The organism is Starkeya sp. ORNL1, assembly GCF_012971745.1.
Taxonomy (GTDB): domain Bacteria; phylum Pseudomonadota; class Alphaproteobacteria; order Rhizobiales; family Xanthobacteraceae; genus Ancylobacter.
In genome coordinates this window covers 4180259-4206028 of record NZ_CP048834.1, presented here as the reverse complement: position 1 = coordinate 4206028, position 25770 = coordinate 4180259, and the positions used below count along the sequence as shown (strand labels likewise).

Here is a 25770-nt window from a genome sequence, read left to right as displayed (position 1 = left end):
TCCGGGAAAGTCCAGCGCGGAAGCTGTCACGAATCCTTCAGGTGCGGAGCGACCTCCCCCAGCGACCTCATCCTGAGGTGCCCGGCGTCAGCCGGGCCTCGAAGGATGCTCACGCCAAGCGCCATCTGCTTCAGCATCCTTCGAGGCTCGCTTTGCTCGCACCTCAGCATGAGGCGCTTTTTATGGTGACGCGGGACGCGCCCGGTGCAGGCGCAGCGTGTTCCACAGCCCCCAGGCGAGGATCGCGATCGTCAGTCCCAGCACCACGCCGCTGACCGGGCGGTGGAACAGCGCCAGGAAATCGCCGTCGGCCACCAGCATGGTGCGGCGGAAATGCTCCTCCATCATCGGCCCCAGCACGAAGCCGAGCAGCACCGGCGCCGCCGGCAAATCGGCGATGCGCATCGCATAGCCGAGCACGCCGAACAGCACGACCATCCACACGTCGAAGGTATTGGTGTTGACGGTGTAGACGCCGATGCACACGAACATCAGGATCGCCGGATAGAGCAGCTGGTACGGCACGGTGAGGATGCGCACCCACAGCCCGATCAGCGGGATGTTCAGCACCACCAGTATGAGATTGCCGATCCAGAAGCTCATCACCAGCCCCCAGAAAATGTCTGGGTGCTCGCTCATCAGCTTCGGGCCCGGCGTGATGCCCTGGATCATCAGCGCCCCGAGCATGATCGCCATGGTGGCGCTGCCGGGAATGCCGAGGGTCATGGTGGGGATGAAGGCGGTCTGGTCCGCGGCATTGTTCGCGGTCTCCGGGGCCACCACGCCCTCGATCGCGCCCTTGCCGAAGCGCTCCGGCTCGCGCGCCACCCGTTTCTCCACCGCATAGGACAGGAACGCCGCGATCGCCGGTCCGGTGCCGGGCAGCGCGCCGAAGAAGGAGCCGATGGCGGTGCCGCGCACCATCGGCATCATCGAGCGCCTCACGTCGTCCCGGCCGGGGATCATGGAGCGCAGCGTGATCGACTTGCTGCGGATATCCGCGCCGTGCACGGCGCGGATGCTGGTGATGACTTCGGAGACGCCGAACAGCCCCATCGCCAATGCCGCGATGCTGATGCCGTCATAAAGGCTCGCTTGGCCGAAGGTGAAGCGCTCGCCGCCGGTATAGACGTCGATGCCGACCGTGCCGAACATGATGCCGAGCACCACCATGGCAAGGCTCTTCACCACCGATTCGCCGGCCACTGTGGAGGCGGCGACGAGGCCGAGCGTCATCAGCGCGAAATACTCGGCCGAGGTGAATTCCATCGCGTAGCCGACGATCACCGGCGAGAACAGCATCATCAACAGGATGCCGACGCTACCGCCGAAAAAGGAGCCGACCGTCGTCATCATCAGTGCGATGCCGGCGCGGCCTTGCTTGGCCATCGGATAGCCGTCGAGGCAGGCCACCGCCGAGGAGGTTGAGCCCGGCACATTGAGCAGGATCGCCGCGGTCGAGCCGCCATAGGCGGTGCCGTACCAGATGCCGGCGAGCAGGATCAGCGCCGAGGTCGGCGCCAGGTTGAGGGTCAGCGGGAACAGCATCGACATCGCCGCCACCGCGCCGATGCCGGGCAGCACGCCGACCAGCATGCCGGCGAACACGCCGATGAAGCAGTAGAGCAGGTTTGCCGGGCTGAAGGCGGTGGCGAGCCCGATACCGATATTGCCGCTGAGCGTCGCGAATACGTCCATCATAGCGGCCACCGCGCCAGTGGGATCAGCATGCCGAGGCCGACCACGAAGATCAGCGCCGCCATCGCCGTCACTCCGGCGGCGAGCAGCAGTGCGCCACGCAGGCCGAGCTTGTCGTCGCCGAGCGTGGCGACCAAAGTGAGCGCGATCACCGCCGGCACCAGGCCGAACGGGCGGATCAGCAGGCCGAAGACGACGATGCTGGCAACCACGGCGACCGCCTGCCGCCATTCGACCTCAACCGGCTCGCCGACCCGCCTGAGCGCCGGCAGCGCGATCACCACGCCGAACCCGGCCAGCATCAGGCCGAGCCCGAGCGGGAACATGCCCGGGCCCATCTCGCTGATGGTGCCGGTGTCGTACTTCATCGCTGCATAGCCGGCATAGATGAGCCCGGCGAGCGTGAGCACCGCTCCCGTGACGATGTCGCGATAGTCGCGCGAGAGCATGGTGGTCTCCCGTAATCCGAACTTGGAACCACGTCATCCTGAGGTGCGAGCGCAGCGAGCCTCGAAGGATGTTGAAACAGCAGGCCGTCATTGGGGATGGGCATCCTTCGAGGCCGCTTCGCGGCACCTCAGGATGACGTGGTTCTGTGCGAGTAAGGCTCTGACGTGCCTCGCTAGACCTACTGCCCCGGCAGCTTGATCTCGTTCTCGGCGAGCACCGTGCCCCACTTGGCCGTCTCCGCCTTGACGAAGCCGGCGAAATCGGCGGCCGACTTGCTCGGCACCAGCTTGAGATACTGGTTGGCGGTCTTCTGCCTGATGTCCGGATCGGCCAGCACCTCGACCACGCCGCCATGCAGCTTGTCGACCACCGCCTGCGGCGTGCCGCCGGTGACGAACATGGCGTGCCAGGCCGAGGTGCCGATGCCGGCATAGCCGAGCTCGGTCATGGTCGGCACATCCGCAAGCTCCGGCAGCCGCTCGGTCCAGGTGACGGCATAGGGCTTCAGCTTGCCGTCCTTGATCTGGCCGATCGCGGTCGATTCATTCAGGAACTCGACCTGGATCTCGTTGGCCAGCAAGGCGGGCAGGATCTGCGCGGCGCCCTTGTAGGGAATGTGGGTCGCCTTCACCCCTTCCTTCTTGAACAGCATCAGGGCGTCGAGCTGCGGATAGGTGCCGATGCCGGGCGAGCCGTATTTGAGGCTCTTGATGGCGCCGGAGCGCATGCCCTCGATCAGCTCCTTCGCCGAGTTTGCCGGCACGGTGGAATTGCCGACGAACACGCCGGGCACCTGGATCAGATTGGTTACCGGGATCAGGCTGGCCGCCGCCTTGCGGTCGGGATACGCGGCGACATTAATGGCGTTGGTCGAGACATTGCCGACCAGCACGGTGTGGCCGTCCGCCGCGGCGGCGGCGACATCCTCATTGGCGATGATGCCGGAGGCGCCGGGCTTGTTCTCGACGACGACCGGCTGGCCCCATTTCTTCTGCAACCCTTCGGCGACCAGGCGGGCGATGATGTCGGTCGGCCCGCCGGGCGGCACCGGCACCACGACGCGGATCGGCTTGGTCGGATAGTCGGCGGCCCCGGCGCCGGCCGGCAGCATGCCGAGCATGGCGACGGACGACACGGCCGCGATCAGCAGCCGGCGTGACATGGTCATGATCTTCCTCCCGTTCTGGTTTGGCGTTTCGTCCCTTGGTAGTTTTTTTGCCGGCTTGGTTTATGGGTCGGCTTGGTGGGTCAGGCTTCGTCGCGCAGCTTGTGCGTCGAGGGATGGAACAGCGCCTCGGGCGCGATCTCGCCGGCGGTGAGCCCGTCATTGGCAGCGTAGCGCAGCATGGCGGAAAGCTCGTGCCGGCTCTCCTCCAGCCCATAGGCCCACATCTGCTTGCCGAGTATGGCGCGCGTCGCGGCAGCGTCTTCGGCGATCCAGGCAAGGCTGACGCGCGCCACGTTCATCAGCGTCAGCTCGTTGAGCGCGTAGGCCTTGGCCTTGGCGAAGGCGCGGAACACCTCGGCCGGCAGCCAGGGATTCTGGTCGACGAGGCTGCGGCGCACCACGACGCCATGCATGATCGGGAACATGCCGGAGGCCCTGAAATAGTCGATCTCGGCGGCGCGATAATCCGGGAACATCCGCGCCACGTTCGCGCTTCCGGCCATGAAGCAGGAGGGCGGGCGCGTCGCGATCACCGCATCGAGCCGGCCGTCGGCCAGCATGGCGTTCAGGGTGTCGCCCTTCGCGATCGGCTCGAGCCTTATGTCGGGCGGCAGGCTGAGCGCGAGACGCTCGCCGCCGCCGGGCGCATCCAGTCCACCGGTGCGCCAGTTCACATCCTGGGTGCGCACGCCATACTGGTCGGCAAGAATGCCACGCAGCCAGAGGCCGACGGTCTGCTGGAACTGTTCGATGCCGATGGTCCGCCCGGCGAGGTCGGCGGGCGAGGCGATGCCGCGATCGGTGCGGATATAGAGCGAGGCGTGGCGGAAGGCGCGCGACAGGAAGACGGGCACGCCGACATAGTCCTGGACGCCGCGGCCGCACTGCACGATGTGGCTCGACATCGACAGTTCGGCGATGTCGAACGCCTGCTCGCTGAGCGTACGGCGAAAGATGTCCTGGGTCTGGCCCGGCAGCGGGATGATCTCGCAGCCCTCAATGGCAATGCGGCCATCGAGCAGCGGCGCGGCGCGGTCGGTCTGCGTGCAGGCCAGCGACAGTCGAAGCTTGGTCATGCGTGTCGTCACCACCGCGCCCGGCGCGGTCCTCTCGCTCGTTTCTGGTCGTGTTGATGCCGGCCGCCGGAAGAATTTGCTCCGGACATGGCTGTCTCAGCGTCAACCCGACGGCAAACTGACCCGAAAACGCAACGTGTGAGAAGACGGCAAACGCAGCCAATTGTGCTATTGGTCGCGCCATGACCATGTCCGCCGAGCCGCTTTCTTCAAAGCCTTCCCCTCGTCCGAACGGCGACACGCTGCTGCGCCTGCGCGCCTATCTCGGCGAACAGGCGCTGGGCCTGAACGACCGCCTGCCGCCCGAGCGCGAGTTGAGCGCGTTGCTCGGCGTCACCCGCGCGGAATTGCGCAAGGCGATGGGCGTGCTGGAATCGGAAGGCCAGGTGTGGCGCCATGTCGGCCGCGGCACCTTCATCGGCGCCCGGCCCGTGCTGAACCTCGACGACGTGCAGTTCCTCTCGAGCATCACCAGCGCGGTGCAGATCATGGAGGCGCGGCTCGCCATCGAACCCGAGCTGGCGCGCCTCGCCGCCGTCCATGGCGTGCGCTCGGACTTCGCGGAACTGCGCCTGTGCAACCGGCGCTGCCGCGAGGCCAAGAGCTGGGGCATGTATGAATCCTGGGACAATCGCCTGCATTACGCGATTGCCGCTGCGAGCAAGAACAAGCTCCTGATGACGCTGTTCGAAACGCTGAACGCGGTGCGCCGCTCACTGGTGTGGCAGACGCTGCGCACCGACGTCACGCCGCCGGCCGACCATGTCAGCTTCCTCGAGCACGACGTGGTGTGCGAGGCGATCATCCGCCACGACACCAATGCGGCGGCCGAGCACATGCGCGCGCATCTGGTCTCGATCCGCTCCCGCCTGCTCGCCGGCCCGACCGAGGGGCCGGTGCGGGCGTAACCTCACGCCCCGGGATCGGCGGTCAGCCCGGCGGCCTCGATGCCGCGCAGCGCGGCGGCCTCGTCATTGTCCCCGGTGTCGCCGGAAATGCCGACCGCACCGACGACGCGCCCCGCCGCATTGCGGACCAGGACCCCACCGGGCACCGGCACGATGCGGCCCTCGGCGGCGGCAGAGACCGCGGTGAAGAACATCGGCACCTTAGCGGCACGGCCGGCCAGCGTGCGCGAGCCGAAGCCGAAGCCAAGCGCGCCATAGGCTTTGCCGAAGGCGATCTCGTAGCGCAGGATCCCGCTGTCATCCTCGCGCTTGGCGGCGACGAGATGGCCGCCGGCATCCAGCACCACCACGGTCAACGGCTCGAAAGAGTTCTCGCGGGCCTTGGCCAGGGCCGAAGCGATGATGGTGTCGGCCTCAGCCAGGGTGACGTTGGACATCTTTGCTGCTCCGCTCGGCAGATGAATCGATGGTGGGAAACGGCACCCCGGCCAGCAGCGCGCGCGTCCGGGCGACGCCCTCGATGGCGACCTCGACGGCCGGGCGCTCCCACAGTACCGGGTTCGGCGCCTCGTAGGAGAGATAGCCGCGATAGTCCATGTCACGCAGCCGGCCGAACAATTCGTCCCAGTCGACCACGCCGTCGCCGGGCGGCAGGCGATCGACCGGGCGGCGCACGCCAGCCTCGGGAACCGGCGGGACATCGCTGTACTGGAAGACGAAGATCTCCTCGCCGCGCACGCCGGCAAGGCCCGCCGCGATCCCCGGCCCGCGCTGCAGATGGTAGGCATCGAGCAACAGGCCGCAATGCGCATGCCCGGCGCCGGCCACGATCTCGCGCAGCACATTGGTGTTGTTGACCACCGGGTGCTGGGAATTGAACTCCAGAGCAAGGCGCAGCCCATATTCGCCGACGATGTCGCCGGCAATCTTCGTTGCCGCGATGGCCTGCGCCACCGTGCCGGTGACCTGGCCGGGCGCGCTCATGAGCATGTCGCAGCCGAGTTCGACCGCAATCTCGCAGGTCTCGCGCAGCACGTCGAACAGCCGGCGCTGCTCCTCGCCCTCGACGAAGAACCAGCCATATTCGGTGCCGAGGATGCCGAGCGGGATGCCACCTGTGCGTATCGTCTCGACCACGTCGTCGCGGCTCTGGCCCGCTTCGAAGCAGCGGACGAAATCGAGCCGGCGCAGTTCGACCGCATCGAAGCCGGCTACGCGCGCGGCATCGAGCACCGCCGGCAACGGGGTCGTATCGGTGGTCCAGCTATGCAATGCCAATCGGAACGCGTCACTCAATCGTGCCACCCCTGCGGACCAAAAGTGAATGCATATTAGCGACGGTGCCGGCAAATGGATGCTGCGCCGCGAAAACCAATCGGCTAATTGGGCATTCGCCCGCGCACGCGGACTGCCTATGATCGCCGCCGCCCCGCGCTCGCCCGTGGGAGCGATGTGCCGCCAATCGAGGACAGACCATGCATCTAGCCAGTTTCCGCAGCCGCGACGGCGGCGTCCCCACCGTCGGCGTCGTGGAGGGCACCGAGGTGATCGCGGTCCGCGATCTCGTGCGCGATGCGCCCGGCGACATGATCGGCCTCATCGAGCAATGGCCGGCGCTGAAGGACAGGATCGCCGCCGCGCTGCCGGGAGCGCCCGCCTCGGTGCGCCAGCCGCTCGCCTCGGTCAGCCTGCTGCCGCCGGTGCCGCAGCCCGGCAAGATCCTCTGCGTCGGGCTCAATTACGCGCTGCACGCCAAGGAAGGCGGCAATCCGATCCCCGACTATCCGGCCTTCTTCATCCGCGTGCAGTCTTCGCTGGTCGCGCCCGGCGCGCCGGTGCTGCGCCCGCGCGTCTCGGAGAAGTTGGACTACGAGTGCGAGCTCACCATCGTCATCGGCCGCACCGCGCACGACGTCGCCGAGGCCGACGCGCTGGACTACGTGTTCGGCTACACCCTCATGAACGATGTTTCGGTGCGCGACTATCAGCGCAAGTCGACGCAGTGGACCGCCGGCAAGAATTTCGACGCCACCGGCCCGCTCGGCCCGGTGATCGCCACTGCCGACGCCCTGCCGCCCGGCGCCCACGGCCTCGGCATCCGCACCCGGCTCAATGGCAAGGTCATGCAGGAGAGCGACACCTCCGACATGATCTTCAGCGTCGCCCGCACCGTCTCGCTGCTCTCCGAGGTCATGACGCTGGAGCCCGGCGACGTGATCGCCACCGGCACGCCCTCCGGCGTCGGCTATGCCCGCACGCCGCCGGTGTGGATGAAGGCCGGCGACATCGTCGAGGTTGAGGTCGACGGCATCGGCACGCTGAGCAACCCGATCGCCGACGCTTGAAGAGCGGACTTATCTCTCCCTCTCCCCGGTGGGGAGAGGTGGCCCGCGAAGCGGGTCGGTGAGGGGGAGCACGATTGCGGCGCCGCGCAGACCCCTCACCCCAGCCCTCTCCCCAACGGGGAGAGGGGGAAAAGGCGCGGTCACAGCACGTTTTCTATTGCGGACCAGCCTTTCCGACCTGGCTCGCCGGCACGCGCGCGGCGAACTCACCCGCGATCCAGTCGATGAACACCCGCACCCGCGGCGAGAGCTGGCGGCTGTGCGGGTAGAGCACATAGACCGGCGAAGGGGACGGCGGGAAATCGCCGAGCACCTCGATGAGTTCGCCCGCAGCCAACTCGCGGGCGACGCGATAGCGCGGCACCTGGATCAATCCCAGTCCGAGCAGCGCGGCGGCGGCATTGGTCTCCGCCGCCATCACGGTGAGCGCCGTCGGAATCACCACATTTCGCACCTGCCCGCCGACGGTGAATTCCAGCGGGATCACATTGCCGCTCGCCGAGGAAACGAAGCCGATCATGAGGTGACCGTCGAGCGCGTCCGGTGATTGCGGCGTGCCGTACCGGGCGAGGTAGGCCGGGCTGGCGAAGGTGCCCTCCTCCAGCAGCGCGATCCTCCGCCCGACCATCGAGCCGTCCGCCGGCTGGCCGACGCGCAGCACGCAATCGACGCCCTCGCGGATGAGATCGACGAAGCGGTCGCCCTCGCCAATGTGCAGATGGATGTCCGGATAACGCGCGAGGAAATGCGGCAGGCCCGGCAGCATGAAATGCCGCGCCAACGTGCCGTGCACATCGATGCGCAACGCGCCCTTGGGCGTGGCGCCGGTAAAGGCGGATTCGGCCTCCTCGATATCGGCGAGGATCGACAGGCAGCGCCGGTAATAGGCCTCGCCATCGAGCGTCGGCCGCACCTGCCGCGTCGTGCGCTGCAGCAGCCGGACTCCAAGGCGCGCCTCCATCTGCTGCACCGCCTCGGTGAGGGTCGAGCGCGGCAGACCGAGATCCTGCGCTGCAAGCGTGAAGCTGCGCCGCTCCACGATCCGGTTGAAGGCGCGCATGGCGTCGATCCGGTCCACACAATTGTTCCCAATATCCGAATTATCTTGCCGGAATAGACCAGATTATCCGTAACAGCGAAAGGCGTAGCACTTTCCCTGCCGGCGCGGTGCCGGCCAGGAGACAAGGCAATGTCAAACGCAACCGGAAAAGTCGCCATCGTCACCGGCGCCTCTCGCGGCATCGGCGCCGCGATCGCCGACCGCCTCGCCAGGGACGGCTTCACCGTCATCATCAATTACTCCGGCGATGCCGCCCCCGCCGAGGCGCTCGCCCACACCATCGAGCAGGCCGGCGGCAAGGCGCTGACCGCCAAGGCCGACGTCAGCGATGCCGATGCCGTGCGCCGCATGTTCGATTCGGCCGAGGCCGCCTTCGGCGGCGTCGACGTGCTGGTGAACAATGCCGGCATCATGCCGCTCGCCAGCATCGCGGACGCCGACGACGCGCTGTTCGATCGCGTCGTGTCGGTCAATCTGAAGGGCACCTTCAACACGCTGCGCGAGGCGGCCAGGCGCCTGCGCACCGGCGGGCACATCGTCAATTTCTCTTCCAGCGTCGTCGGCCTCTACCAGCCGACCTATGCCGTCTATGCCGCCAGCAAGGCGGGTGTCGAGGCGATGACCCACGTGCTCTCCAAGGAGCTGCGCGGCCGCAACATCACCGTCAATGCCGTGGCCCCGGGCCCGACCGCAACCGGGCTGTTCCTGGACGGCAAGCCGCAGGAGATGATCGACCACCTGGCCAAGCTCGCCCCGCTGGAGCGGCTCGGCCAGCCGCAGGACATCGCCAACACCGTCGCCTTCCTCGCCGGCCCGGACGGCTCCTGGATCAACGGCCAGGTGCTACGCGCCAATGGCGGCATCATCTGAGCGGGAGAAAGAACAATGTCCTACATCATCCTCGTCACCGGCGCCTCCAGCGGCTTCGGCGGCATGGCCGCCAATGAACTCGCGGCCGCCGGCCACACCGTCTATGCCAGCATGCGCGAGACCCTCGGGCGCAATGCCCCGCAGGTCGCAGCCGTCGCGGCCTATGCAAAGGAACACGGCGTCGACCTGCGCACCATCGAGCTCGACGTCGCCTCACAGCAATCCGTCGATGCCGCCATCGCCAAACTCATAGCCGAGCATGGTCGGCTCGACGTGGTGGTGCACAATGCCGGCCACATGTCGTTCGGCCCGGCGGAAGCCTTCACCCCGGAGCAGTTCGCGCAGCTCTACGACATCAATGTGCTGAGCACGCAGCGGGTGAACCGCGCGGCGCTGCCGCCGCTGCGCAAGCAGGGCAAGGGCCTCTTGGTCTGGGTGTCGTCATCGAGCACGCGCGGCGGCACGCCTCCCTATCTCGCGCCCTACTTCGCCGCCAAGGCGGGCATGGACGCACTTGCGGTGAGCTATGCCGGCGAACTGGCGCGCTGGGGCATCGAGACCTCGATTATCGTGCCCGGCGCCTTCACAAAGGGCACCAATCATTTCACCCATTCCGGCAAGCCGGCGGACGAGGCGCGGGCGAGCGCGTATGCCGACGGCCCGACCGCCGATCTCGCCGAGACCGCGCTCAAGGGTTTGGCCATGCTGGGGCCGGAAGACGCCGATCCCGAGGAAGTGGCCCGCGCCATTGCCCGCGTGGTCGACACCCCGTTCGGCAAGCGCACGTTCCGCGTCCACATCGACCCGTCGTCCGACGGCGCCGAGATCGTCAACGGCGTCGCGGACCGGGTCCGCGCCGAGCTGCTGCGGCGCATCGGACTGGAGGATGTGCTGAAGCCGGCGCGTGGGCGGTGATACGGGCGACGGGGGCGGCGCGCTATTCCTTGAGCCGCCCCGCCAGCCAGCCGAACGCGCCGAGGATCACGCCGCCGGCAACGACGCCGATGCCGCCGCCCCAGAGCGCGCCGTCGGAGCCGGCGACCAGATGGCCGCCGATGATGCCGGCGACGGCGAGGATCAGAGGAGCAAGGCAACCGATCGCGATCATGAGCCGCTATTCCCGCAAGATGCCCCTATTGCGAACGCGATGCGCGGCGACGTCAATCGCAACATGCATCAGCTCCGGCTTGCTCGGCTCTTGAACACTTACCCCGATCCGATCATAAGCGTGGCTGTGCCGTGCACCCGTCGCACGATACGGCCACATCGGTTGGTCCCGGTAGCTCAGCAGGATAGAGCAGCGGTTTCCTAAACCGCAGGTCAGGGGTTCGAATCCCTTCCGGGACACCAAATTCTCGCTCGCGGCGGCTCGCGATAGCTGAGAAATCCAGAGGCATGAGTTCTGTCGCTCGCCCTGTCACCGGGCTGACGCAAATGGTCAAGCAAGCGCCGGCGCAACGATATAATCGATAGGATCAGAATCCGCTGAATTCCGTGTAGTCGGGGCATTTCCGGGGCACCTTTAGAGCACGTCGTTCGGCAACGGCACAAAAGCGGAAGAACCCGACAAGGTGGGATGCCGAAGCCCACCCTCATTACGCGGGAGGATCATGGATCCGAGGTCATGAGGGTGCCCGAAGCGAAAAACCCATTGACGGCTCATGCGTTCGTCGATGTGGCCTTGCGGTTGGCCCTCATCGCCGCGCTCGCCTATGCGTGCTTCCGCATCATGAGCCCGTTCCTCATGGTGCTGCTTTGGACCATTCTGATGGCGGTTATGGTAAATCCCTTGCATGTCTGGCTTCGCCAGCGCACGGGCATGAACAATGCCGTCTCTGCCGTGATCATCGGCGTGGCCGGGAGCCTATTGATTCTGCTGCCGATCGTGTTGGCGACAGATTCTGTCATCCGCTCTGCGGCGCAGATCGTCGCCTACATAAACGAATATGGCGTTCCCATCCCTGCCCGGCCCATCTGGCTGGAGCGGATTCCCATGATCGGCGCGCGATTGAGCGAGCGATGGGACGCCATCGCCAATGATCTGCCGGCCGCGTTGCAGCAGTATCGGGAGCAGATACGTGACGGCGCAAATTGGCTCGGCGGCTTTGCCGCCGGGTTGGCAGGAGGACTGCTCACCGGACTGGTTTCCCTGCTCCTCGCCTCGGTGCTGCTTGCCTACGGCGATGAAGCGCAACGCTTCGCGGCGGCCGTCACTGCCCGTGTCGCCGGTAACAGGCGTGCCAAGCTCTTCATTGCGCTGATAACGTCAACGATCCGCGCGGTGGTGCAGGGCGTTATCGGCGTGGCGTTCATTCAGGCGGTGCTGGTGGGAATCGGCTTCTTCGGGGTTGGACTTGCCTCCGCCGGCGCATTGTCATTGTTGGCGCTCATATTCGGAATACTCCAGATACCCGTGGCGCTGATAACCTTGCCGACAATCGTTTACATCTTCATGCACGAGCCTACGTCCACCGCGGTCATCTTTGCAGTCTGGACGGGTATTGCGGGAGCGAGCGACAATGTGCTCAGGCCATTGATGCTGGCCCGCGGCCTCGACGTGCCGATGCCGCTGATCCTGATCGGAGTTCTCGGGGGACTTCTCGTCGATGGCATGATCGGCCTCTTCACCGGGCCGGTGGTCTTGTCTGTTGGCTATGTGCTGTTCGCAGAATGGCTCCGCGAAACGGAAGCGGAACCTGATGGAACTGAAGGCAGCTGAATGCCGATCTCGGAGGTGAGACCAGCGACGGCCTCCTTCTCCTGCTGCACGGCTTCCCGCGCGGGCCGCCTCTATGGTTCGCACAACGGATGTCCTGTTCGTAAACGAGTAACCCGAGAGTATCGCAGCGATTGCACAGATCACTTCCGTCTCGCGGAACAGCTTCGCGCACTGGAGGATGAGTATGAACGACAAGCAATTACGGCTCATCATCACCGACGAACTCGATTTCGAGCCCAGTGTCGACGCCAGCCACATCAACGTCGCGGTCGGTGACGGAGCAGTGACGTTGACGGGACACGTGCGCAGCCATGCGGAGAAGCGAGCAGCGAAGAAGGCCGCTTGCCGCGTCAAGAGCGTGCGCTTTGTCACCGAGCAGATCGAAGTGAGCTGTCCATCCGGCAAGATCCTGAACGACGCCGAAATCACCCGTCGATCGCGCAACACTCTGGAGTGGGACGAAAGGGTGCCGAGCGGCGTCAAGGTCGGGGTCAAGAAAGGATGGGTCGAACTCGGCGGTACAGTTGACTGGCACTACCAGCGGCAAGCGGCCGAGAGCGCCGTCGGCAGGCTCAGCGGGGTCGTTGGCGTCACGAACCTGATCGAGCTCAGGCCGTGCGCGGATGCTGCGTACGACATCGGGAAGGCCATCGAGGCGGCGCTGAGCCGCAGCGCCGAACTCGAGGCCCGCGCCATTCGCGTGATCGTCAAAAACGGCAACATGGTAACGCTGGAAGGCAAGGTGAGCACCTGGTTGGAGCGTTCCGCGGCCGAGCGCGCGGCGTGGTCGGCACCAGGTGTCCTGGCAGTCGAGGATCTGCTCGTCGTGTCCTGAACCTGCCGCTCCCGATCGATCGAGCCGCTCCGGGACAGTATTCGGCTTGGCGCCCGCTACGGAAATCTCCAAGATGAATATTGACCAAAATCAACATATGCAATTGCGCGCATGCGGCGTAAGGTACTACAGTAAATGAGTACTATGCTGTCCGGAATGTCGAGCCGCTGCCATGCTGAGAGGGGACATGTCCGCCCTGGATCAGGCTGCCCATTGGCCGGTCCGGTTTCAAAAGGGACAGGTCATTTATGATGAAGACGAACTCTCGGAGGCGATGTACCGCATCCGGCGAGGCTGCGTACGTCTACAGGTCAATGGCCCGCAGGGAGCACGGCAGATCGTCCGTTTTGCCATACCAGGCGAAATCTTCGGAATTTGCAGCGAGCGGCGCAATACTTCGGCAGAGGCTGTCACAGCCGTCGATCTGATCCGATATTCCCTGCATTCCGTGATGGAATTATGCGCCGCCAATTCGTTGGCCGCACTGGAATTGATGGATCATTCCACGCAAGCCTATCGAGAGCTTGCCCATCACGTCGAACGGGTCGCACATCTTTCGGCCGTTGACCGCGTCTCCTGGTTTTTCGAGTTTCTGTTGAAGCATGGCATATTTGGCGGCGCGACCAGCCCGCGGCGAATGCCCATAAGTCACAAGGATGTGGCGGATTACCTGGCTATAACGCCTGAAACGTTGTCGAGATCACTGAGAATTCTTCAGGATCGCGGGGAAATAGGCGGAAGAAAGCGCCGTGCGCGTGATCGATCGAGTACAGCAGGTGGTTCGACGCCGCCCGAGGAGAACGCCTCCCGCGTTATGGAGGCCGGGGCCGCCGCGCCGTATTCCGAAGCCTAATCGCCTCAAATTACAGCGCGCGAGCGCACCTCTCGGCGCGCCTGGGCGCAAATGGGCGGCGGTCTCAGGGCGTTTTGCGCGGCCGCAGGACGCTGCACAGTTTCCTCCGCATCGGTCGGCACGGCAGATTGCGGCTGTTTGCGGGATCGCCATTCCGAGGGGCAGGTTCCCGCCCAGCGGGTGAACGCACGGGTCAGCACCGAGGCATCGGCATAACCCAAGGCCAGGGCGATCTCCGTGACGGGCATGTCGGTATCCTGGAGGAGGCGCTTGGCCACGCCGAAATGCACATCGTCCGAAAGGCAGCGATAGCTCGTCTGTGCTTTCGTCAATTCACGCTGGAGGGTTCTGTCGCAAATCCCAAAGAGCCGGGCGACCTTGCTTGCGGAAATTGCTGCTCCCGTCGAGATGCTGCGGCTTAATTGCAGCACGACGCGCTCGGTCATTTCCGGGTCGCCGGACGCGCGCGGAATGAGTTCAGCAGCAAGGTGGCGAGGGACGCGGCGGGTGGCTATGGGCCGATCGAGCCATGCACCGTCAAAGTGGATGGCGGCCACGGTCGAATTGAAGGCGATGGGACATCTGAAGTGGTGACGATAGGGGCGGCAGTCGCGCGGTTCTCGCCGCGAAAGTTCCACCAGTTCAGCCGCCCAGCCGGGACCGCACAGCTCGACCAGAATTCGCCTGGCGATTGCCAGAGCAGCATCCGAAATGATCGCGCCGCTATCGATCGCAGGGTCTATGATTATGTACCTCAGGCAAGCGACATCCCCAGTCGTCAGTTCGATGATCGCGCCCCGATCCTGCGAGCGGAACTCCGCGGCGATCCCGCTGATGGCAGACCGGATCGTCGGTGCCTTCAAGGCTTCGAAGTAAAGTGGCCCGAACGAATCCGTGTCGCCGGCCTGGCCAAGCAATATCCCGATATGCTCGCAGTCGGTGAGTTCGGCCGCGTTCTTCAATAAATTTGCCAGCCGATGATACTCTGTGGGCACCTCGCTTCGCGGCAATTTTTCGATGTTATTAATTGATCCAATTAACTCGAAGTAATTCGATCCAAGATCTTCGATTATATCGGGAAGAAATGCGCGCGCCAGGATTTGAACTGGCGATGAATTCATTATTAAGTCTGAAGTGACGCTCCCCATTTCGCCCTCCCAGAAGCCTCATTGTAACTTTGAGCCTTCCGCGGAAGCCGGCATTGATTTTGGTCAAGTTCGGGATGTTAAACTTGCTCGACCATCAAATGGGGAAGTCAAAGGCCTGGGGTCAGACGCCGCCGCCGCCATGCCACGAGGCGAGGTCGCAGGACACCCGGCGGTTTGGCGTCAGAACGACATCATTGCAACGAGGACCGGTCCCCACGCCGTGAGCAGAATGTTGCCGACAGCATAGGGGACGGTGTAGCCGAGCGCGGGATAGCTGCTTTGGGCTTCATCCTGCACCGCACGGAGCGCGGCGGTGATGGTCCCTGCGCCGGCGCAGGCGCCAAGGACGATGAGCGGGTTCATCTTCAACACATAGCGGCCGAAGAGGATGCCGAGCGTGTGAGGAAGCAGCGACGACACAAGGCCCACGACGACCAGGCTGGCGCCGGTGGTCTGCAGGCCGGAGACGAAGCTCGGTCCTGCGCTCAAGCCGACAATGCCAATAAAGATGGTCAGTCCAAGCGTGTCGAAAATCCATACGGCCGCCTCCGGGATGCGGCCGAAGAACGGATATGCGCTTCGCAGCCAACCGAAGACCAGGCCCATCACCAGCGCCCCGCCGCTCGCGGTCAGCGTCAGCGGCACGCCCCAGACCACCACAGAGAGCAGTCCGACGAGTCCGCCAAGAAATATTCCCGTACCTACGAAGATCATGTCCGTGGCAGCCGTGGAGCGGTCGGGATAGCCGATGTCCTTCGCCGCCCGCTCCACGTCGGTGACGGTGCCGATCAGGCGCATGACATCGCCCCGGTCGATCCGCGTATTGGGGGCTACCGGGATCTCCAGCCCGGATCGCAACAGCTTCGACAGGAACACGCCTCGCGCCAGATCGAGGCTTGCCAGTTCGCCCAATGACTTTCCAACGAATTTCCGGTTGGTGACGACCACATCCAGGGACTCGACCGGCAGATCGAGCAGCGCCTTGTCGCTGACCTCGGGTCCGATCACATCGCCGCGCAGCGCATGAACCTCATGCCGGGATATCACCGCGATGACATCGCCTTCCCGAATGACAAGCGTGGGAGCGGGGTCGAGTAGCTGTTCTCCGCTGCGAACGCGCACGACGAACGCCCGAATGTCTTTCGGCGTCGCCTCGAGGTCGGCGATGGTCCTGTTGAACAGCGTCGGGTTGGCGACGCGGTAGGCGCGAATATCAAAGGGACGCGCGGCAGAGAGGAAGCCCTGCTCCAGCCCTCCACCCGACTGCGTCTTTGCGCGGATCAGCGCCGCCTCCTCGCGCAGGGTGGTCCGCATCAGCTTGGGGCCGATGGTCGGGATGTACCAGACGAGGGCGGCCGTTCCGACGAGATAAGTGACGGCATAGGCAACGGGAATATTGTTGATCAGTGCCGCCCTCTCGGCCTCCGGCAGGGCGAGGCGGTTGATCGCGTCGCCCGCTGTGCCGATCACCGTCGATTCCGAGAATGCACCCGCGAGGAGGCCGGCCGCAGTGCCGACATCATAGCCAATCAGCTTGGAGAGTATGAATGCCGTCAGCAGGCAGGATACGCAGATCAGGACGGTCAGCGTGAGCTGGGGTATGGCATCGCCCTTCAGCCCCCGAAAGAACTGCGGTCCGACCTTGTAGCCGGTCGTGAAGAGGAAAAGATCGAAGAAGATGGTCTTGACCAACGAGGGAACCTGAATTCCGAGTTGGCCGATCAGCACGCCCGCCAGCAGGCACCCGACGACGATGCCGAGGCTGAAACTGCCGAATTTGAATCGCCCGATCAGGAAGCCGACCGCAATTGTCAGGAAGATCGCCAGCTCCGGATTCTGCCGCAGCGCCGAGGCGATGTAGTCCATGATCCGGCACCCCTTTTACCGAAACCAGCGCGAGGGAGACGTGCGGCAATCCAGCCGACACGCCTCCCTGGGCACGCATCCCGCGGCCTAACTGGACAGGAGCATCGCGAAGTAGCCGAACACGGTCAGCAGCACGCCGGAGACCGCATAGGCCACAGGGAAGCCGATCCAGGGAACGTTGCTCTGGATTTCGACGGCGGCCTCGCGGCAAGGACCGGAATGGCTCCGCGCTCCAGCAACACCGCCCATGAGCACCGCCGCGTTCATCTTGAAGACGTGATACCCGATCGCCCACACCACGACCGGCGGGATCGAACAGGCGATGAAGCCGACAATGAAGATCTTGAGCGCGACCAGGCCGGTCAACTGCGTCAACAGGGAATTGCCCGCATTGATGCCGACAATGGCGACGAACACGACAAGACCGAGATCCTCGAGAACGTTGCGCGCGGCGTTCGGTGTATTACCGAAGAAACGTAGACGCGAGGACACAGACGAGACGATCACGCCAGCGACCAGAAGGCCGCCCGCATTGCCAAGCCCAACCGACGCGCCGAAGGCCGGGAACTGGATAGCCCCGATCAGCAGGCCCAGCACCATTCCGAATGAAAGTGTCAGCAGGTCGGTCGCAGCGCTTGGCCGGACGATGCGGCCGAACATGGCGCCGACCCGGCTCACCGCATCCTTGAGGCCAACCACGGTGAGGACGTCCATCCGCTGCAGAACGGTGTTGGAGCCGATCGGGATCGTCACGCCGCCACGTTCAAGCTTGACCACCTGGACCTGGTTGACGCCGGGCAGCGCCCGCATTTCCTCATGGCTGCGTTTGAGCATATCCCGGTTCGTGACCAGGACTTCAGCCTGATCGAGCGGTATATCGAGGGCGAGCCGATCGGATACTTCCGGGCCGATCAGGCCCATCTTCTCGGTCATCGTCTCGCGACGGCCGCCCAGCGCGATGACATCGCCAATCCTGAGAACGAGATTGTCCGAAAGGTCGAGCCTTGCGCGGTCACGCACGACATTGACGACCCGATATTCGGGATGGCTCTTGAGCAGCGCACCGACGCTCTTGCCGGACCATTCGGGATTGTCCAGTTGATAAGCGCGGATTGCGCCGGGCGTCCAGGCGCTGAGGGTCGGAGTGTCGCCGCTGGCAACGCCGTATTTGACCTCATACTCGCGCGCGGCGGCGCGGGCATCGACGCCCCACCACGCCGGCAAATACTTGGTGATCAGGATGATGCCGACCGTGCCCCAGATGTAGGTGATCCCGTAGGAAAGCGCGATCATCGACGAGACCTGCTCCGCGGTCGTTCCCGGCGGGAGAGCGACCACACCGGCATTGACGGCCTCCTCGGCGGAGCCGATCGCCGCCGACATGGTCTGGGACCCGGCCAGCATTCCACCAGCTGCCCCTAGCGGAAGGTCGAAGAGCCGCGCGCCGATTACCACCAGGAAAAGGCCTATAACGCAGCTCACCACCGCGAGACCGGTGAATTTGAGCCCGTCGCCGCCGAGGCTGTTCACGAAGGAAGGGCCTACGCGCAGGCCGACCCCGTACATGAAGAGGTAGTAGAACATCGACTTGGTGAAGTTGTTCAGCTCAAGCTTCACGCCATAGCTCGACGCCCAGACGGAGAGGCCGCACCCGACGATAATCGCCGCGGCCACCATGCCGAGCCCGTAGCCGCCGATGCTCTGCCGGCCGATCCAGATCGCCAGGCCGACGGTGAGGAAAAGCAGAATGTACGGATTGGCCGCCAGATACTGGAAAAAGCTGTTCATCGTCGTCTGCCCCTGCCGCGTTTACTGCTTTTTGCCATTGAGAACGTCGGGGCGCAGGAGCTTGAGCCCCTTCGCCGCCTCGTAGCCGTGGATCTCCTTCACATCGAGCTTGCGCATGAAGTCGATGGTCTCGCGGGTCAGTACCTGTCCGGGAACCATGATCGGGAAGCCCGGCGGATAGGGGATCACGAAATTTGCGGAGACGAGGTCGGGGCCGCTTTCGAGACGCTTGTCGATCGCCGCCCCTCTCAGCGGGACGTATTCGCATTCGTCCTCGACATAGGCGCCGTAGAAGGCGCTGCGCATGTCGCCTTCGGGGGTTTTCTTGCCGGCCTCCTTGCGGAATGCCGGGTGGAAATGGCTGAAGTTCGGCAGATCGGGTACATCGTCCATCAGGGACTTCACGCGCGCCTTGAAGGCGGCCTGCCCGCCGGCACCGCCGCTGTTCAGGTCGTTCTCGATCCCACGCGAAATCTCAACCAGCACCCGGATGAGATGAGCGATGTCGCTGCGCGTATTGTTGATGTTGGACTGTAGAAGCACGGAGTTGCGCGAGGTCTTGTTCAGCTGAATGTTGTACTTGCTCGCAAGAAGCCCCTTGAACTGGGTGCCGTCGAAACCCGCGGTGCCGCAGACCAGGGTCATCCGCGTCGGATCGAGATAGAACTCGTCCTCTCGCATCGCCTTGGCGATATCGCCCCAGTTCACGCCGGACCGCAGGAAGTCGACGAAACCCGATTTGCGGTACTCGGCCGGGATCAGGTCGTCGGCGCCAAGTACCCTGAAATATTTCGAGATCAGTGGATGCTGGTTCACCGCCGCGCGGATCTTCAGCGCAATGGAGATCGCGTTCATCACGAGCCCATACCCCTCGAGCTCCATCTGCCGCCGCGCGACGTCCAGGCTGGCGATGAGCTGCTGGTTTGGGCTCGTCGAGGCGTGGGTGAACACGGCCTCGTGGAACTGGCTCTCGACATGGGCGAAGTCGACGTCGTGCACCAGCACCATTGAACCCTGGCGGATCGCGGACATCGATTTGTGGGTGGAGTTCGTCTGGTATACGCGCAGCCGGATCTTGCGCGGGTCGGGAATCAGACGGGTCTCCAGGAGCGTCGCATCTGTCGGCTTCTTGCCGAGTTCCGCCTGCTGCTTTTCATAAGCCTCCACCGAGGACGGCTGGCGCATCCAGTCTTCGATCGCAGCCGCCGCGCCCATCGCGGTGCGCGGGCGCAGGAATGGCGACCAATGGGCGAAGCCGGACCAGGCTTCATCCCACAGGAAGATCAGATCCGGCTTGATCGCGAGGCATTCCTCCATCACACGGCGCGTGTTGTACATGTGGCCGTCGAAGGTGCAGTTCGTCAGGTCGAGCAGGCGCAACCGGTCGAGCCGGCCTTCGGCACGCAAGTCGAGCATGACCTTCTTGACCGTACTGAGCGGCACCGCGCCGTACATCGAATAGCGGGTCAGCGGATATGCCTCGACATAGATCGGCTGCCCTCCGCTCAAGACCATCCCGTAATGGTGCGACTTGTGACAATTGCGATCGATGATCGCGATGTCGCCGGGCTTCATCAGCGCCTGTACCACCATCTTGTTGCTGGTCGAGGTGCCGTTGGTGACGAAGAAAACATGGTCGGCGCCAAAGGCGCGCGCCGCATATTCCTGGGCTTTCTTGATGTTGCCGGTGGGCTCCAGCAGGCTGTCGAGGCCGCCGGTGGTCGCGCTGCTCTCGGCGAGGAACAGGTTGATGCCATAGAATTCGCCCATGTCCCGGATCCATTCGGACCTGAACACGGATTTTCCGCGGGCGATCGGCAGGGCATGGAAGGTGCCGATGGGGCGCTGCGTGTAGCGCTTCAGATTGTCGAAGAACGGCGTCTCGAAACGCGCGGCGACGCCTTCCAGGATCGAAAGATGGAGTTCCAGCGGCTCTTCGACGGCGTAAAAGATACGGCGTACGCAATCGGCCTTCGGGTCGCCCGCAAGCATTTCGACATTGCGGTCCGAAAGGATGTAGAGGTCGAGTTCCGGCCGGAGGTTCTTCAGAACCCTGGCAAGGTCGATTCCGGTCGCCTGATCACCCGAATAGTTGAGGATGGGGTCGAGGACGGAGCGAAGAACCGGGGCGTCATGCTGGGAGCGATAGGGCATGTCGTCGGTCGTCACCACGGCTGCTATCCGCGGATTGACGATTGCTGCGCAGACCGCGTCTTCCAGCGACCCGACGAACACCCACTCATAGATGAACTGGTCTTCGGGCCGGCGCATTCGCCTCATTTCGTCGGCCAGTGCGGGCCAACGCGAGCGCGGCTGGAGCGTAACGAACAAGGTCTCGAAGGACGGCCTGCGATGCTCGCGCACGCCGAGGCCGACTGGCAGCAAATCCGGTATTTCATCAGCTGAACCGGTCGATTGCCCCGACGTATCCATGATTTCGCGGTTCGTGACGACGGCCTCGGAGATCTGGCGAATGAGCGCCGCAGCGCCGGCTGCGTCATCGGCAGCGATGAGTTGGTCGAGGGCGCGCATGACCCGCGCCCCCGGGAACGCGTGGAACTCCTCAAGCACGCTCAAGTCAGCCAGCGCGGCCTTCACGTCCCCCCGAGTCGCGGAACCTGCAACCCAGCCCTCGGCCAAGTTATGGGCCATGCGCCAGCTATCCGCCCGGGCAGAATGAAGGACGAAGAACGCATCGATCCGTGTGCCGGCTGCTTCGCTCATGAGTGCCTCCCCGTCGAATGAATGGCGTGCTGCCGAACGACCGGGACTCATGGACCCCGGCGCGGCACAGGATTTGATGTGAGAGTCTGGGGGTGCCAGGCGTAAATCTGTGCGCGCTGCGCGCACCCAGGGTTGGTAAGAACCACCGCCCTCACGCATACCCGAAGGTATGAGGGGCGATTGCCGAAAGCGCGCACGCGTTTCATGCACTGGCAACCAATCGCCATGCTCAAACTCGCAAGATCTGGGTCGCCCGATACACGGAACTTTGCTTTCGCGTAGACCAGCCAAGCTTGACAAGTGGGCCGACGCGAGCAATCACTTTCTGCTTTCCGTAGCGTCCCTGCTTGACTTTTTGCGACTACGAAGCCGACCAATTTTCGAGCAAGTGACCCGTCGCTTTCTCCGCTGTCGCGAAATGCAAAGCGTACGCGCCCGGTGGGCCTATATTCGCCGTGGCTCGCTCGCGGAGCTGGGCCACGGCCAGCCGCGGCACACTTGATTCGCCCAGCACTGAAATCCTGCGACCCGACGAGGCCTGGGACGCGTCGTGAACCATCGGACGGAATTCGTCGGCGTTCTGCTTGCACTGCGCGTCGCGTTAGCTGCGGCGATTGCGTTTGCTCTCGCGGATTTCCTGCAATTGAACCACCCAATCTACGCCTTTATAGCCGCCGTTATTGTCACCGATCGTTCGCCGCAACTATCGAGGAAGTTGGGGCTGACACGGATAGCATCAACGATCGTTGGTGCTGCGACCGGTGCGGCACTCAGTCAGGCTATGGGGCCCGGCGTGCTTTCCCTCGGGTTCAGTGTCCTGGTCGCAATGATCGCATGCCAGGCCCTGCGCATGAGCGACGGTGCGAAAGTCGCAGGTTATATTTGCGGGCTCATCCTGATCGAGCATCGTGGCGAGCCGTGGACCTATGCCCTGGACCGCTTCATCGAGACATTGCTGGGCGTAATCGTAGCATGGGGCGTGAGTGCGGTGCCGCACCTCATCCGGATCGATCTCAAGGATGAGGGGCCTTGAGACCTGCATGACGAGCCAAGCACCTTGATGGAAGATGCAATGTGAATTGAGATGCGCCCCGTCGCCGCTCGCCAATCTGCAACCTTTCTTACCGCGCCGGGTGTCGATCAAGGCGAGCAGCAGGCCGATCACTCAAAGCAAAATGTGTACACAAATAGGCCAGTGGCCAGCACAGCGGCGGACACCACTGTCGTGCCCACCGGGGTGATCAGGCGAATTCGACGTACATGCGGCGCCACGGGGCATCATCTACCAGGCGCCACCGATGCCCTGTGCCCGTCGTGTCGGTTGCCAGGAGCACGTCGCCGGGCGCGAGCACGAAGCCCTCCCCATCGCGCGTCGTGAATTCAAGCGTACCGCTCAGCGTGATGACATACTGCTCGCAGGGCGCGGTGTGCCAATCCAATGAAGCGTGGGGCGGACTTTCCTCGAAGTGAGCGGCGCTGACCTTCTGATGAAGACCGATCGGCAAGGAAATGTGTTCCACATGCGAGCGGCCGTCAGGACCGGTGAATAGACGAATGCATTTCGTCATGTTGCAATCCACCTGGATGTAAGGGCCTTCATCGTTCTATTCGAGACGAGTCGTGATTGCGCGTCATCAAGCGCTTGCCGTAGTTCGTCATTACCCCGTCGAACGCAGATGCCGAGCTTTTCGTTGGTTATGTTCTCTTGCACGACACGGAGCGAGGCTCGATCGCGTGTCAGCCAGTGCATGACGGGCGCCAGCTTCATGATACCCGCGATTTTCCCGGCCTCCAGGTCGTCGAGCATGTCGCCTATGCCGTGATATGGGTACAGCCGAACGTCGCCTATCTTTCCTTCGGCTTTCAGACGTTCGACGACAGGCTGGGAGGTATTCCCCTTCTGGACAGCGACGATCTGGCCCCGGAGGTCTTCGATCGAAGTCGCGCCCGGTGTGCGCTCCACGTTGCAGACAAGGCTTTGGCCGGACACCAGATAGGGTTGGCAGAAGTCAGCCTTGGTTTCCCGGTCCGGCGTAATTGTTGTCCCCGACGCGACGCAGTCCCATTCACCGTTGGCTAGGCCGTCGAAGATGCCGTTGAAGTCGCCGCCTTCGTACCGGCACGGCTCCCATTTCAGTCCGATTTCCCCGCAGAGGGCGCGCATGAGGTCGATATCAAAACCGGCGAGCGCGCCGGACTGCATCATCTCGAACGGAGGATCCGGCACGGCGGACGCCACCCGGAGCGTGCCTGGGACGAGTGTCTGAAGCGTCATTGGCGGCTCCCCGTCTTGAATGAGCTTACATGTCGAAGCTGAGGCGGATTGTCGTTTCCGCGCCGCGCGACGTCGTGGCCGACCGATCCGGAAACACGCCGATGGCAATGTCCTGCAGCCCGGCGGCCATTGGCGCCTCCTCGTTCAGCTCGGGCTGGCTCAGAAGGTCGGGGACGAACATCGGCAACCCTTTGTAGTGCAACTCGATCTCCAGGGAATTGTCACGTTCCGCCGCCCGCATCGAAACCGACTGGCGCAGAAGCTGACCTTCCCTCAACAGTTCCATCGTTTGCCTGGTGTTTGCGAGCCCTCGCGCGATGACGTCCTTCGTCAGACCCCACTCCTTGGCGCGCTTCTCCAGGGTGGCGCCGAGTTCGGCGAGGGCATCCTCCGACTCCCGCCAGATAATCGTCTGCTGGTGACCCGAAGCGATGCGGAACAGCAGCAGAAGGCCGATCGCCGAGGTGAGGCCCAGAGCGAGCCCACTATTGGTGATGATGCCCAGCCATCCCGGGAGATTCTCGAAATAGCTCGTCGAGACCAATCGGGTCAGCGGGAAAAGCAGGCCGAGCCCGATGACGAATGTAAATCGGGTGTCGAGCGTCCGGGCGATCATGAGCTGAAGTCCGCTGGCGAGCATGATGGACGCAGTAAAAATCAGCAGTGCTCCCGCCACCGCCAGCGGCAATTGGAGGAAGAGGTCGGCGACTTTCGGCATGAACGCCAGAACGACCAGGACTGCCGCACACGCATAAGCGATGGTGCGTGACGTCACTCCCGTGGCGATCGAAACGCCGACAAGGCTCGGACCGATATTCATGCCGGGTGCCCCGACGAGGCCGCCCACCGCGCACCCGAGGCCATCCGCGAACACTCCTTTCCGGATGTTCGCGAAGTTCGGGCGGTTCCATGAGGCATCATTCGCCTTCTGGCATGTGCTGACCACGCCTACCGTCCGGATCGCCGCGGCGAGACCCGCAGCGATGAAGGCGGGCATGAGGCCGGGGGCCCATTGAAACGTGATGTAGCTCGGGTTGGGGACGGCGAACCAGGGTGCCGCGCTGAGTGAGACAAGGGTGCGGGTATCGAACAGACCGAGCGCGAAGGCGGCGGCGACGCCAGTGAGCATCCCGAGCAGCGAGCACACCAGTTTCCAGACGCCCTTGCCCCAGACGGTCAAACCAACCGCGACGGCAAAGGTGAGCGAAGCGACCGCGATGTGCGCGGGAAAAAGCGCGGTGCCTTCGCCGCTGACATCAAGAGCGTGCTGCAACCCGACAATGCCGAGTTCCAGGGCGATAATGCAGATAGTGAGCCCGCTGATCGTCGGCTGCATGATGATGCGCAGGCGGTGGAGAAAGCGAGCGATCAGTATTTCGGTGAGCCCGGCGCACACCGTCATGCAGGCCACCGCCGGCAGGCCGCCGGCCTTGGCAGCGAGAATCGACGGGCCAAGATAGATCGCGGAGAATACCGGCGGCGCCAGGAAGCCCGAGCCGACAGGTCCGCGAGGCAGCGCCTGAAGCACAGTGCCGATTGCGGAAGCAATCATTGCCATGCTGACCGCGCTGCGCGCCGTCTCCTGATCCGCTCCCGCTGCGCGAACAACGATAACCACGATGACGAGGTAGACGCACAGCAGAAACGCATACTGGAAGGCCAGCAGCACAAGATGGAATGCGGGCGGCGTCTCATCGACGCCAATCGTGATGTTGGCTGGCGGCTTCCGCATGGCTCCCCCAAGCATTGCGTCTCTTTTCGGCATGGTCCGCGCGAGCCATGGAAATGCAAGCAAATTGCTCGCGCGCAGGCCCATCACTCATTTGCAAGTCGCGCTTGCCGACGAGAGTGCACGGACACGGTTGATGTCTCTGGAGACGTGAGCGCGCGATTGAAGCTGCCGCCAACATATGACGTGGCGCGCCCGCAATCTCGCTGCGAGGCTTGTCGGCCTGAGGAAGGCCCGTACCTTCCGACGGCCTGCGGC

General features: G+C 64.0%; 24 protein-coding genes and 1 tRNA gene. 10 read left to right on the top strand and 15 right to left on the bottom strand.

Annotated elements, in window-relative coordinates; all coding sequences use genetic code 11:
* Positions 1-180 precede the first annotated feature (180 nt).
* The 4 genes from G3545_RS20030 to G3545_RS20015 all read right to left on the bottom strand — a co-directional run bounded on the left by G3545_RS20030 (position 181) and on the right by G3545_RS20015 (position 4392).
* Positions 181-1701 (bottom strand): tripartite tricarboxylate transporter permease, encoded by a 1521-nt coding sequence (locus tag G3545_RS20030; protein WP_348644586.1) that lies wholly within the window; start codon positions 1699-1701, stop codon positions 181-183.
* Positions 1698-2147, bottom strand: a complete 450-nt coding sequence (locus G3545_RS20025; protein WP_170015008.1) for a tripartite tricarboxylate transporter TctB family protein — start codon at positions 2145-2147, stop codon at positions 1698-1700. The genes G3545_RS20030 and G3545_RS20025 overlap by 4 nt, the downstream gene beginning before the upstream one ends.
* A gap of 179 nt (positions 2148-2326) precedes the next feature.
* Positions 2327-3316: a tripartite tricarboxylate transporter substrate binding protein gene (locus tag G3545_RS20020; RefSeq protein ID WP_170015007.1), complete on the bottom strand. Its 990-nt coding sequence runs from the start codon at positions 3314-3316 to the stop codon at positions 2327-2329.
* Between the two features lie 80 nt (positions 3317-3396).
* Positions 3397-4392, bottom strand: coding sequence for an ABC transporter substrate-binding protein (locus G3545_RS20015; protein WP_170015006.1), 996 nt, complete (start codon positions 4390-4392; stop codon positions 3397-3399).
* Between G3545_RS20015 and G3545_RS20010 the strand changes: the two genes are divergently transcribed.
* Both G3545_RS20010 and G3545_RS20005 read left to right on the top strand, forming a co-directional pair.
* Complete coding sequence (locus G3545_RS20010; RefSeq protein WP_170015005.1) at positions 4391-4534, top strand: hypothetical protein; 144 nt, start codon at positions 4391-4393, stop codon at positions 4532-4534. The two genes, G3545_RS20015 and G3545_RS20010, sit on opposite strands and share 2 nt — an antisense overlap.
* Positions 4535-4574: 40 nt before the next feature.
* Positions 4575-5300: an FCD domain-containing protein gene (locus G3545_RS20005; protein ID WP_246702490.1), complete on the top strand. Its 726-nt coding sequence runs from the start codon at positions 4575-4577 to the stop codon at positions 5298-5300.
* A 2-nt stretch (positions 5301-5302) separates the two neighbouring features.
* Here G3545_RS20005 and G3545_RS20000 read toward each other — a convergent pair whose 3' ends face one another.
* Together G3545_RS20000 and G3545_RS19995 are read right to left on the bottom strand one after the other, a co-directional pair.
* Positions 5303-5737, bottom strand: coding sequence for a heme-binding protein (locus G3545_RS20000; RefSeq protein WP_170015004.1), 435 nt, complete (start codon positions 5735-5737; stop codon positions 5303-5305).
* The gene (locus G3545_RS19995) at positions 5715-6596 is read right to left on the bottom strand and encodes a sugar phosphate isomerase/epimerase (protein ID WP_170015003.1); all 882 of its coding nucleotides are present in this window, start codon (positions 6594-6596) and stop codon (positions 5715-5717) included. The genes G3545_RS20000 and G3545_RS19995 overlap by 23 nt, the downstream gene beginning before the upstream one ends.
* Before the next feature lie 179 nt (positions 6597-6775).
* Between G3545_RS19995 and G3545_RS19990 the strand changes: the two genes are divergently transcribed.
* Positions 6776-7645, top strand: coding sequence for a fumarylacetoacetate hydrolase family protein (locus G3545_RS19990; protein ID WP_170015002.1), 870 nt, complete (start codon positions 6776-6778; stop codon positions 7643-7645).
* A gap of 154 nt (positions 7646-7799) precedes the next feature.
* Here G3545_RS19990 and G3545_RS19985 read toward each other — a convergent pair whose 3' ends face one another.
* On the bottom strand, positions 7800-8723 hold the full coding sequence (locus tag G3545_RS19985; protein ID WP_170015001.1) for a LysR family transcriptional regulator: 924 nt from the start codon (positions 8721-8723) through the stop codon (positions 7800-7802).
* Between the two features lie 111 nt (positions 8724-8834).
* Between G3545_RS19985 and G3545_RS19980 the strand changes: the two genes are divergently transcribed.
* On the top strand, positions 8835-9575 hold the full coding sequence (locus G3545_RS19980) for an SDR family oxidoreductase (RefSeq protein ID WP_170015000.1): 741 nt from the start codon (positions 8835-8837) through the stop codon (positions 9573-9575).
* Positions 9576-9590: 15 nt separating this feature from the next.
* Complete coding sequence (locus G3545_RS19975; protein ID WP_170014999.1) at positions 9591-10490, top strand: SDR family oxidoreductase; 900 nt, start codon at positions 9591-9593, stop codon at positions 10488-10490.
* 22 nt (positions 10491-10512) lie between these two features.
* Here the strand turns inward: G3545_RS19975 and G3545_RS19970 are convergent, their stop codons facing one another.
* Positions 10513-10683 (bottom strand): hypothetical protein, encoded by a 171-nt coding sequence (locus G3545_RS19970; RefSeq protein WP_170008857.1) that lies wholly within the window; start codon positions 10681-10683, stop codon positions 10513-10515.
* A 165-nt stretch (positions 10684-10848) separates the two neighbouring features.
* On the opposite strand from G3545_RS19970, the gene G3545_RS19965 reads away from it, so the two are divergent.
* The 4 genes from G3545_RS19965 to G3545_RS19950 all read left to right on the top strand — a co-directional run bounded on the left by G3545_RS19965 (position 10849) and on the right by G3545_RS19950 (position 13982).
* A tRNA-Arg gene (locus G3545_RS19965) sits at positions 10849-10925 on the top strand.
* A gap of 274 nt (positions 10926-11199) precedes the next feature.
* Positions 11200-12294, top strand: coding sequence for an AI-2E family transporter (locus tag G3545_RS19960; RefSeq protein ID WP_170014998.1), 1095 nt, complete (start codon positions 11200-11202; stop codon positions 12292-12294).
* 184 nt (positions 12295-12478) lie between these two features.
* Positions 12479-13129 carry a BON domain-containing protein gene (locus tag G3545_RS19955; RefSeq protein ID WP_170014997.1) on the top strand — a complete coding sequence of 217 codons (651 nt, stop codon included), beginning with the start codon at positions 12479-12481 and terminating at the stop codon, positions 13127-13129.
* 187 nt (positions 13130-13316) lie between these two features.
* Entirely contained in the window at positions 13317-13982 is a 666-nt protein-coding gene (locus G3545_RS19950; protein WP_170014996.1) for a Crp/Fnr family transcriptional regulator, read from the top strand.
* A 5-nt stretch (positions 13983-13987) separates the two neighbouring features.
* On the opposite strand, the gene G3545_RS19945 is transcribed toward G3545_RS19950, so the two are convergent.
* The 4 genes from G3545_RS19945 to G3545_RS19930 all read right to left on the bottom strand — a co-directional run bounded on the left by G3545_RS19945 (position 13988) and on the right by G3545_RS19930 (position 21436).
* On the bottom strand, positions 13988-15130 hold the full coding sequence (locus G3545_RS19945; protein ID WP_170014995.1) for an AraC family transcriptional regulator: 1143 nt from the start codon (positions 15128-15130) through the stop codon (positions 13988-13990).
* A 180-nt stretch (positions 15131-15310) separates the two neighbouring features.
* Positions 15311-16996 (bottom strand): aspartate-alanine antiporter, encoded by a 1686-nt coding sequence (gene aspT, locus G3545_RS19940; RefSeq protein WP_170014994.1) that lies wholly within the window; start codon positions 16994-16996, stop codon positions 15311-15313.
* A gap of 87 nt (positions 16997-17083) precedes the next feature.
* Positions 17084-18784 (bottom strand): transporter, encoded by a 1701-nt coding sequence (locus tag G3545_RS19935; protein WP_170014993.1) that lies wholly within the window; start codon positions 18782-18784, stop codon positions 17084-17086.
* Between the two features lie 21 nt (positions 18785-18805).
* Positions 18806-21436, bottom strand: a complete 2631-nt coding sequence (locus tag G3545_RS19930) for a decarboxylase (protein WP_348644657.1) — start codon at positions 21434-21436, stop codon at positions 18806-18808.
* Positions 21437-22058: 622 nt separating this feature from the next.
* On the opposite strand from G3545_RS19930, the gene G3545_RS19925 reads away from it, so the two are divergent.
* Entirely contained in the window at positions 22059-22541 is a 483-nt protein-coding gene (locus tag G3545_RS19925; protein ID WP_170014991.1) for an aromatic acid exporter family protein, read from the top strand.
* Positions 22542-22749: 208 nt separating this feature from the next.
* Here the strand turns inward: G3545_RS19925 and G3545_RS19920 are convergent, their stop codons facing one another.
* From G3545_RS19920 to G3545_RS19910, 3 genes are read right to left on the bottom strand one after another with little or no spacing between them, the layout of a single operon-like run.
* A complete protein-coding gene (locus tag G3545_RS19920; protein WP_170014990.1) occupies positions 22750-23076 on the bottom strand; it encodes a cupin domain-containing protein in 327 nt (108 codons plus the stop codon).
* Positions 23073-23783, bottom strand: coding sequence for an ABC transporter substrate-binding protein (locus G3545_RS19915; protein ID WP_170014989.1), 711 nt, complete (start codon positions 23781-23783; stop codon positions 23073-23075). The genes G3545_RS19920 and G3545_RS19915 overlap by 4 nt, the downstream gene beginning before the upstream one ends.
* 25 nt (positions 23784-23808) lie before the next feature.
* The gene (locus G3545_RS19910) at positions 23809-25599 is read right to left on the bottom strand and encodes a solute carrier family 23 protein (RefSeq protein WP_170014988.1); all 1791 of its coding nucleotides are present in this window, start codon (positions 25597-25599) and stop codon (positions 23809-23811) included.
* Between the last annotated feature and the right edge of the window lie 171 nt (positions 25600-25770).

Bases quoted from the DNA above. Each gene is read 5' to 3' on its own strand.
- G3545_RS20030 (WP_348644586.1), bottom strand. From the start codon at position 1,701: ATGATGGACGTATTCGCGACGCTCAGCGGCAATATCGGTATCGGGCTC.
- G3545_RS20025 (WP_170015008.1), bottom strand. From the start codon at position 2,147: ATGCTCTCGCGCGACTATCGCGACATCGTCACGGGAGCGGTGCTCACG.
- G3545_RS20020 (WP_170015007.1), bottom strand. From the start codon at position 3,316: ATGACCATGTCACGCCGGCTGCTGATCGCGGCCGTGTCGTCCGTCGCC.
- G3545_RS20010 (WP_170015005.1), top strand. From the start codon at position 4,391: ATGCGTGTCGTCACCACCGCGCCCGGCGCGGTCCTCTCGCTCGTTTCT.
- G3545_RS20015 (WP_170015006.1), bottom strand. From the start codon at position 4,392: ATGACCAAGCTTCGACTGTCGCTGGCCTGCACGCAGACCGACCGCGCC.
- G3545_RS20005 (WP_246702490.1), top strand. From the start codon at position 4,575: ATGACCATGTCCGCCGAGCCGCTTTCTTCAAAGCCTTCCCCTCGTCCG.
- G3545_RS20000 (WP_170015004.1), bottom strand. From the start codon at position 5,737: ATGTCCAACGTCACCCTGGCTGAGGCCGACACCATCATCGCTTCGGCC.
- G3545_RS19990 (WP_170015002.1), top strand. From the start codon at position 6,776: ATGCATCTAGCCAGTTTCCGCAGCCGCGACGGCGGCGTCCCCACCGTC.
- G3545_RS19980 (WP_170015000.1), top strand. From the start codon at position 8,835: ATGTCAAACGCAACCGGAAAAGTCGCCATCGTCACCGGCGCCTCTCGC.
- G3545_RS19975 (WP_170014999.1), top strand. From the start codon at position 9,591: ATGTCCTACATCATCCTCGTCACCGGCGCCTCCAGCGGCTTCGGCGGC.
- G3545_RS19970 (WP_170008857.1), bottom strand. From the start codon at position 10,683: ATGATCGCGATCGGTTGCCTTGCTCCTCTGATCCTCGCCGTCGCCGGC.
- G3545_RS19960 (WP_170014998.1), top strand. From the start codon at position 11,200: ATGAGGGTGCCCGAAGCGAAAAACCCATTGACGGCTCATGCGTTCGTC.
- G3545_RS19955 (WP_170014997.1), top strand. From the start codon at position 12,479: ATGAACGACAAGCAATTACGGCTCATCATCACCGACGAACTCGATTTC.
- G3545_RS19950 (WP_170014996.1), top strand. From the start codon at position 13,317: ATGTCCGCCCTGGATCAGGCTGCCCATTGGCCGGTCCGGTTTCAAAAG.
- G3545_RS19945 (WP_170014995.1), bottom strand. From the start codon at position 15,130: ATGGGGAGCGTCACTTCAGACTTAATAATGAATTCATCGCCAGTTCAA.
- aspT (WP_170014994.1), bottom strand. From the start codon at position 16,996: ATGGACTACATCGCCTCGGCGCTGCGGCAGAATCCGGAGCTGGCGATC.
- G3545_RS19935 (WP_170014993.1), bottom strand. From the start codon at position 18,784: ATGAACAGCTTTTTCCAGTATCTGGCGGCCAATCCGTACATTCTGCTT.
- G3545_RS19930 (WP_348644657.1), bottom strand. From the start codon at position 21,436: ATGGCCCATAACTTGGCCGAGGGCTGGGTTGCAGGTTCCGCGACTCGG.
- G3545_RS19920 (WP_170014990.1), bottom strand. From the start codon at position 23,076: ATGACGAAATGCATTCGTCTATTCACCGGTCCTGACGGCCGCTCGCAT.
- G3545_RS19915 (WP_170014989.1), bottom strand. From the start codon at position 23,783: ATGACGCTTCAGACACTCGTCCCAGGCACGCTCCGGGTGGCGTCCGCC.
- G3545_RS19910 (WP_170014988.1), bottom strand. From the start codon at position 25,599: ATGGGCCTGCGCGCGAGCAATTTGCTTGCATTTCCATGGCTCGCGCGG.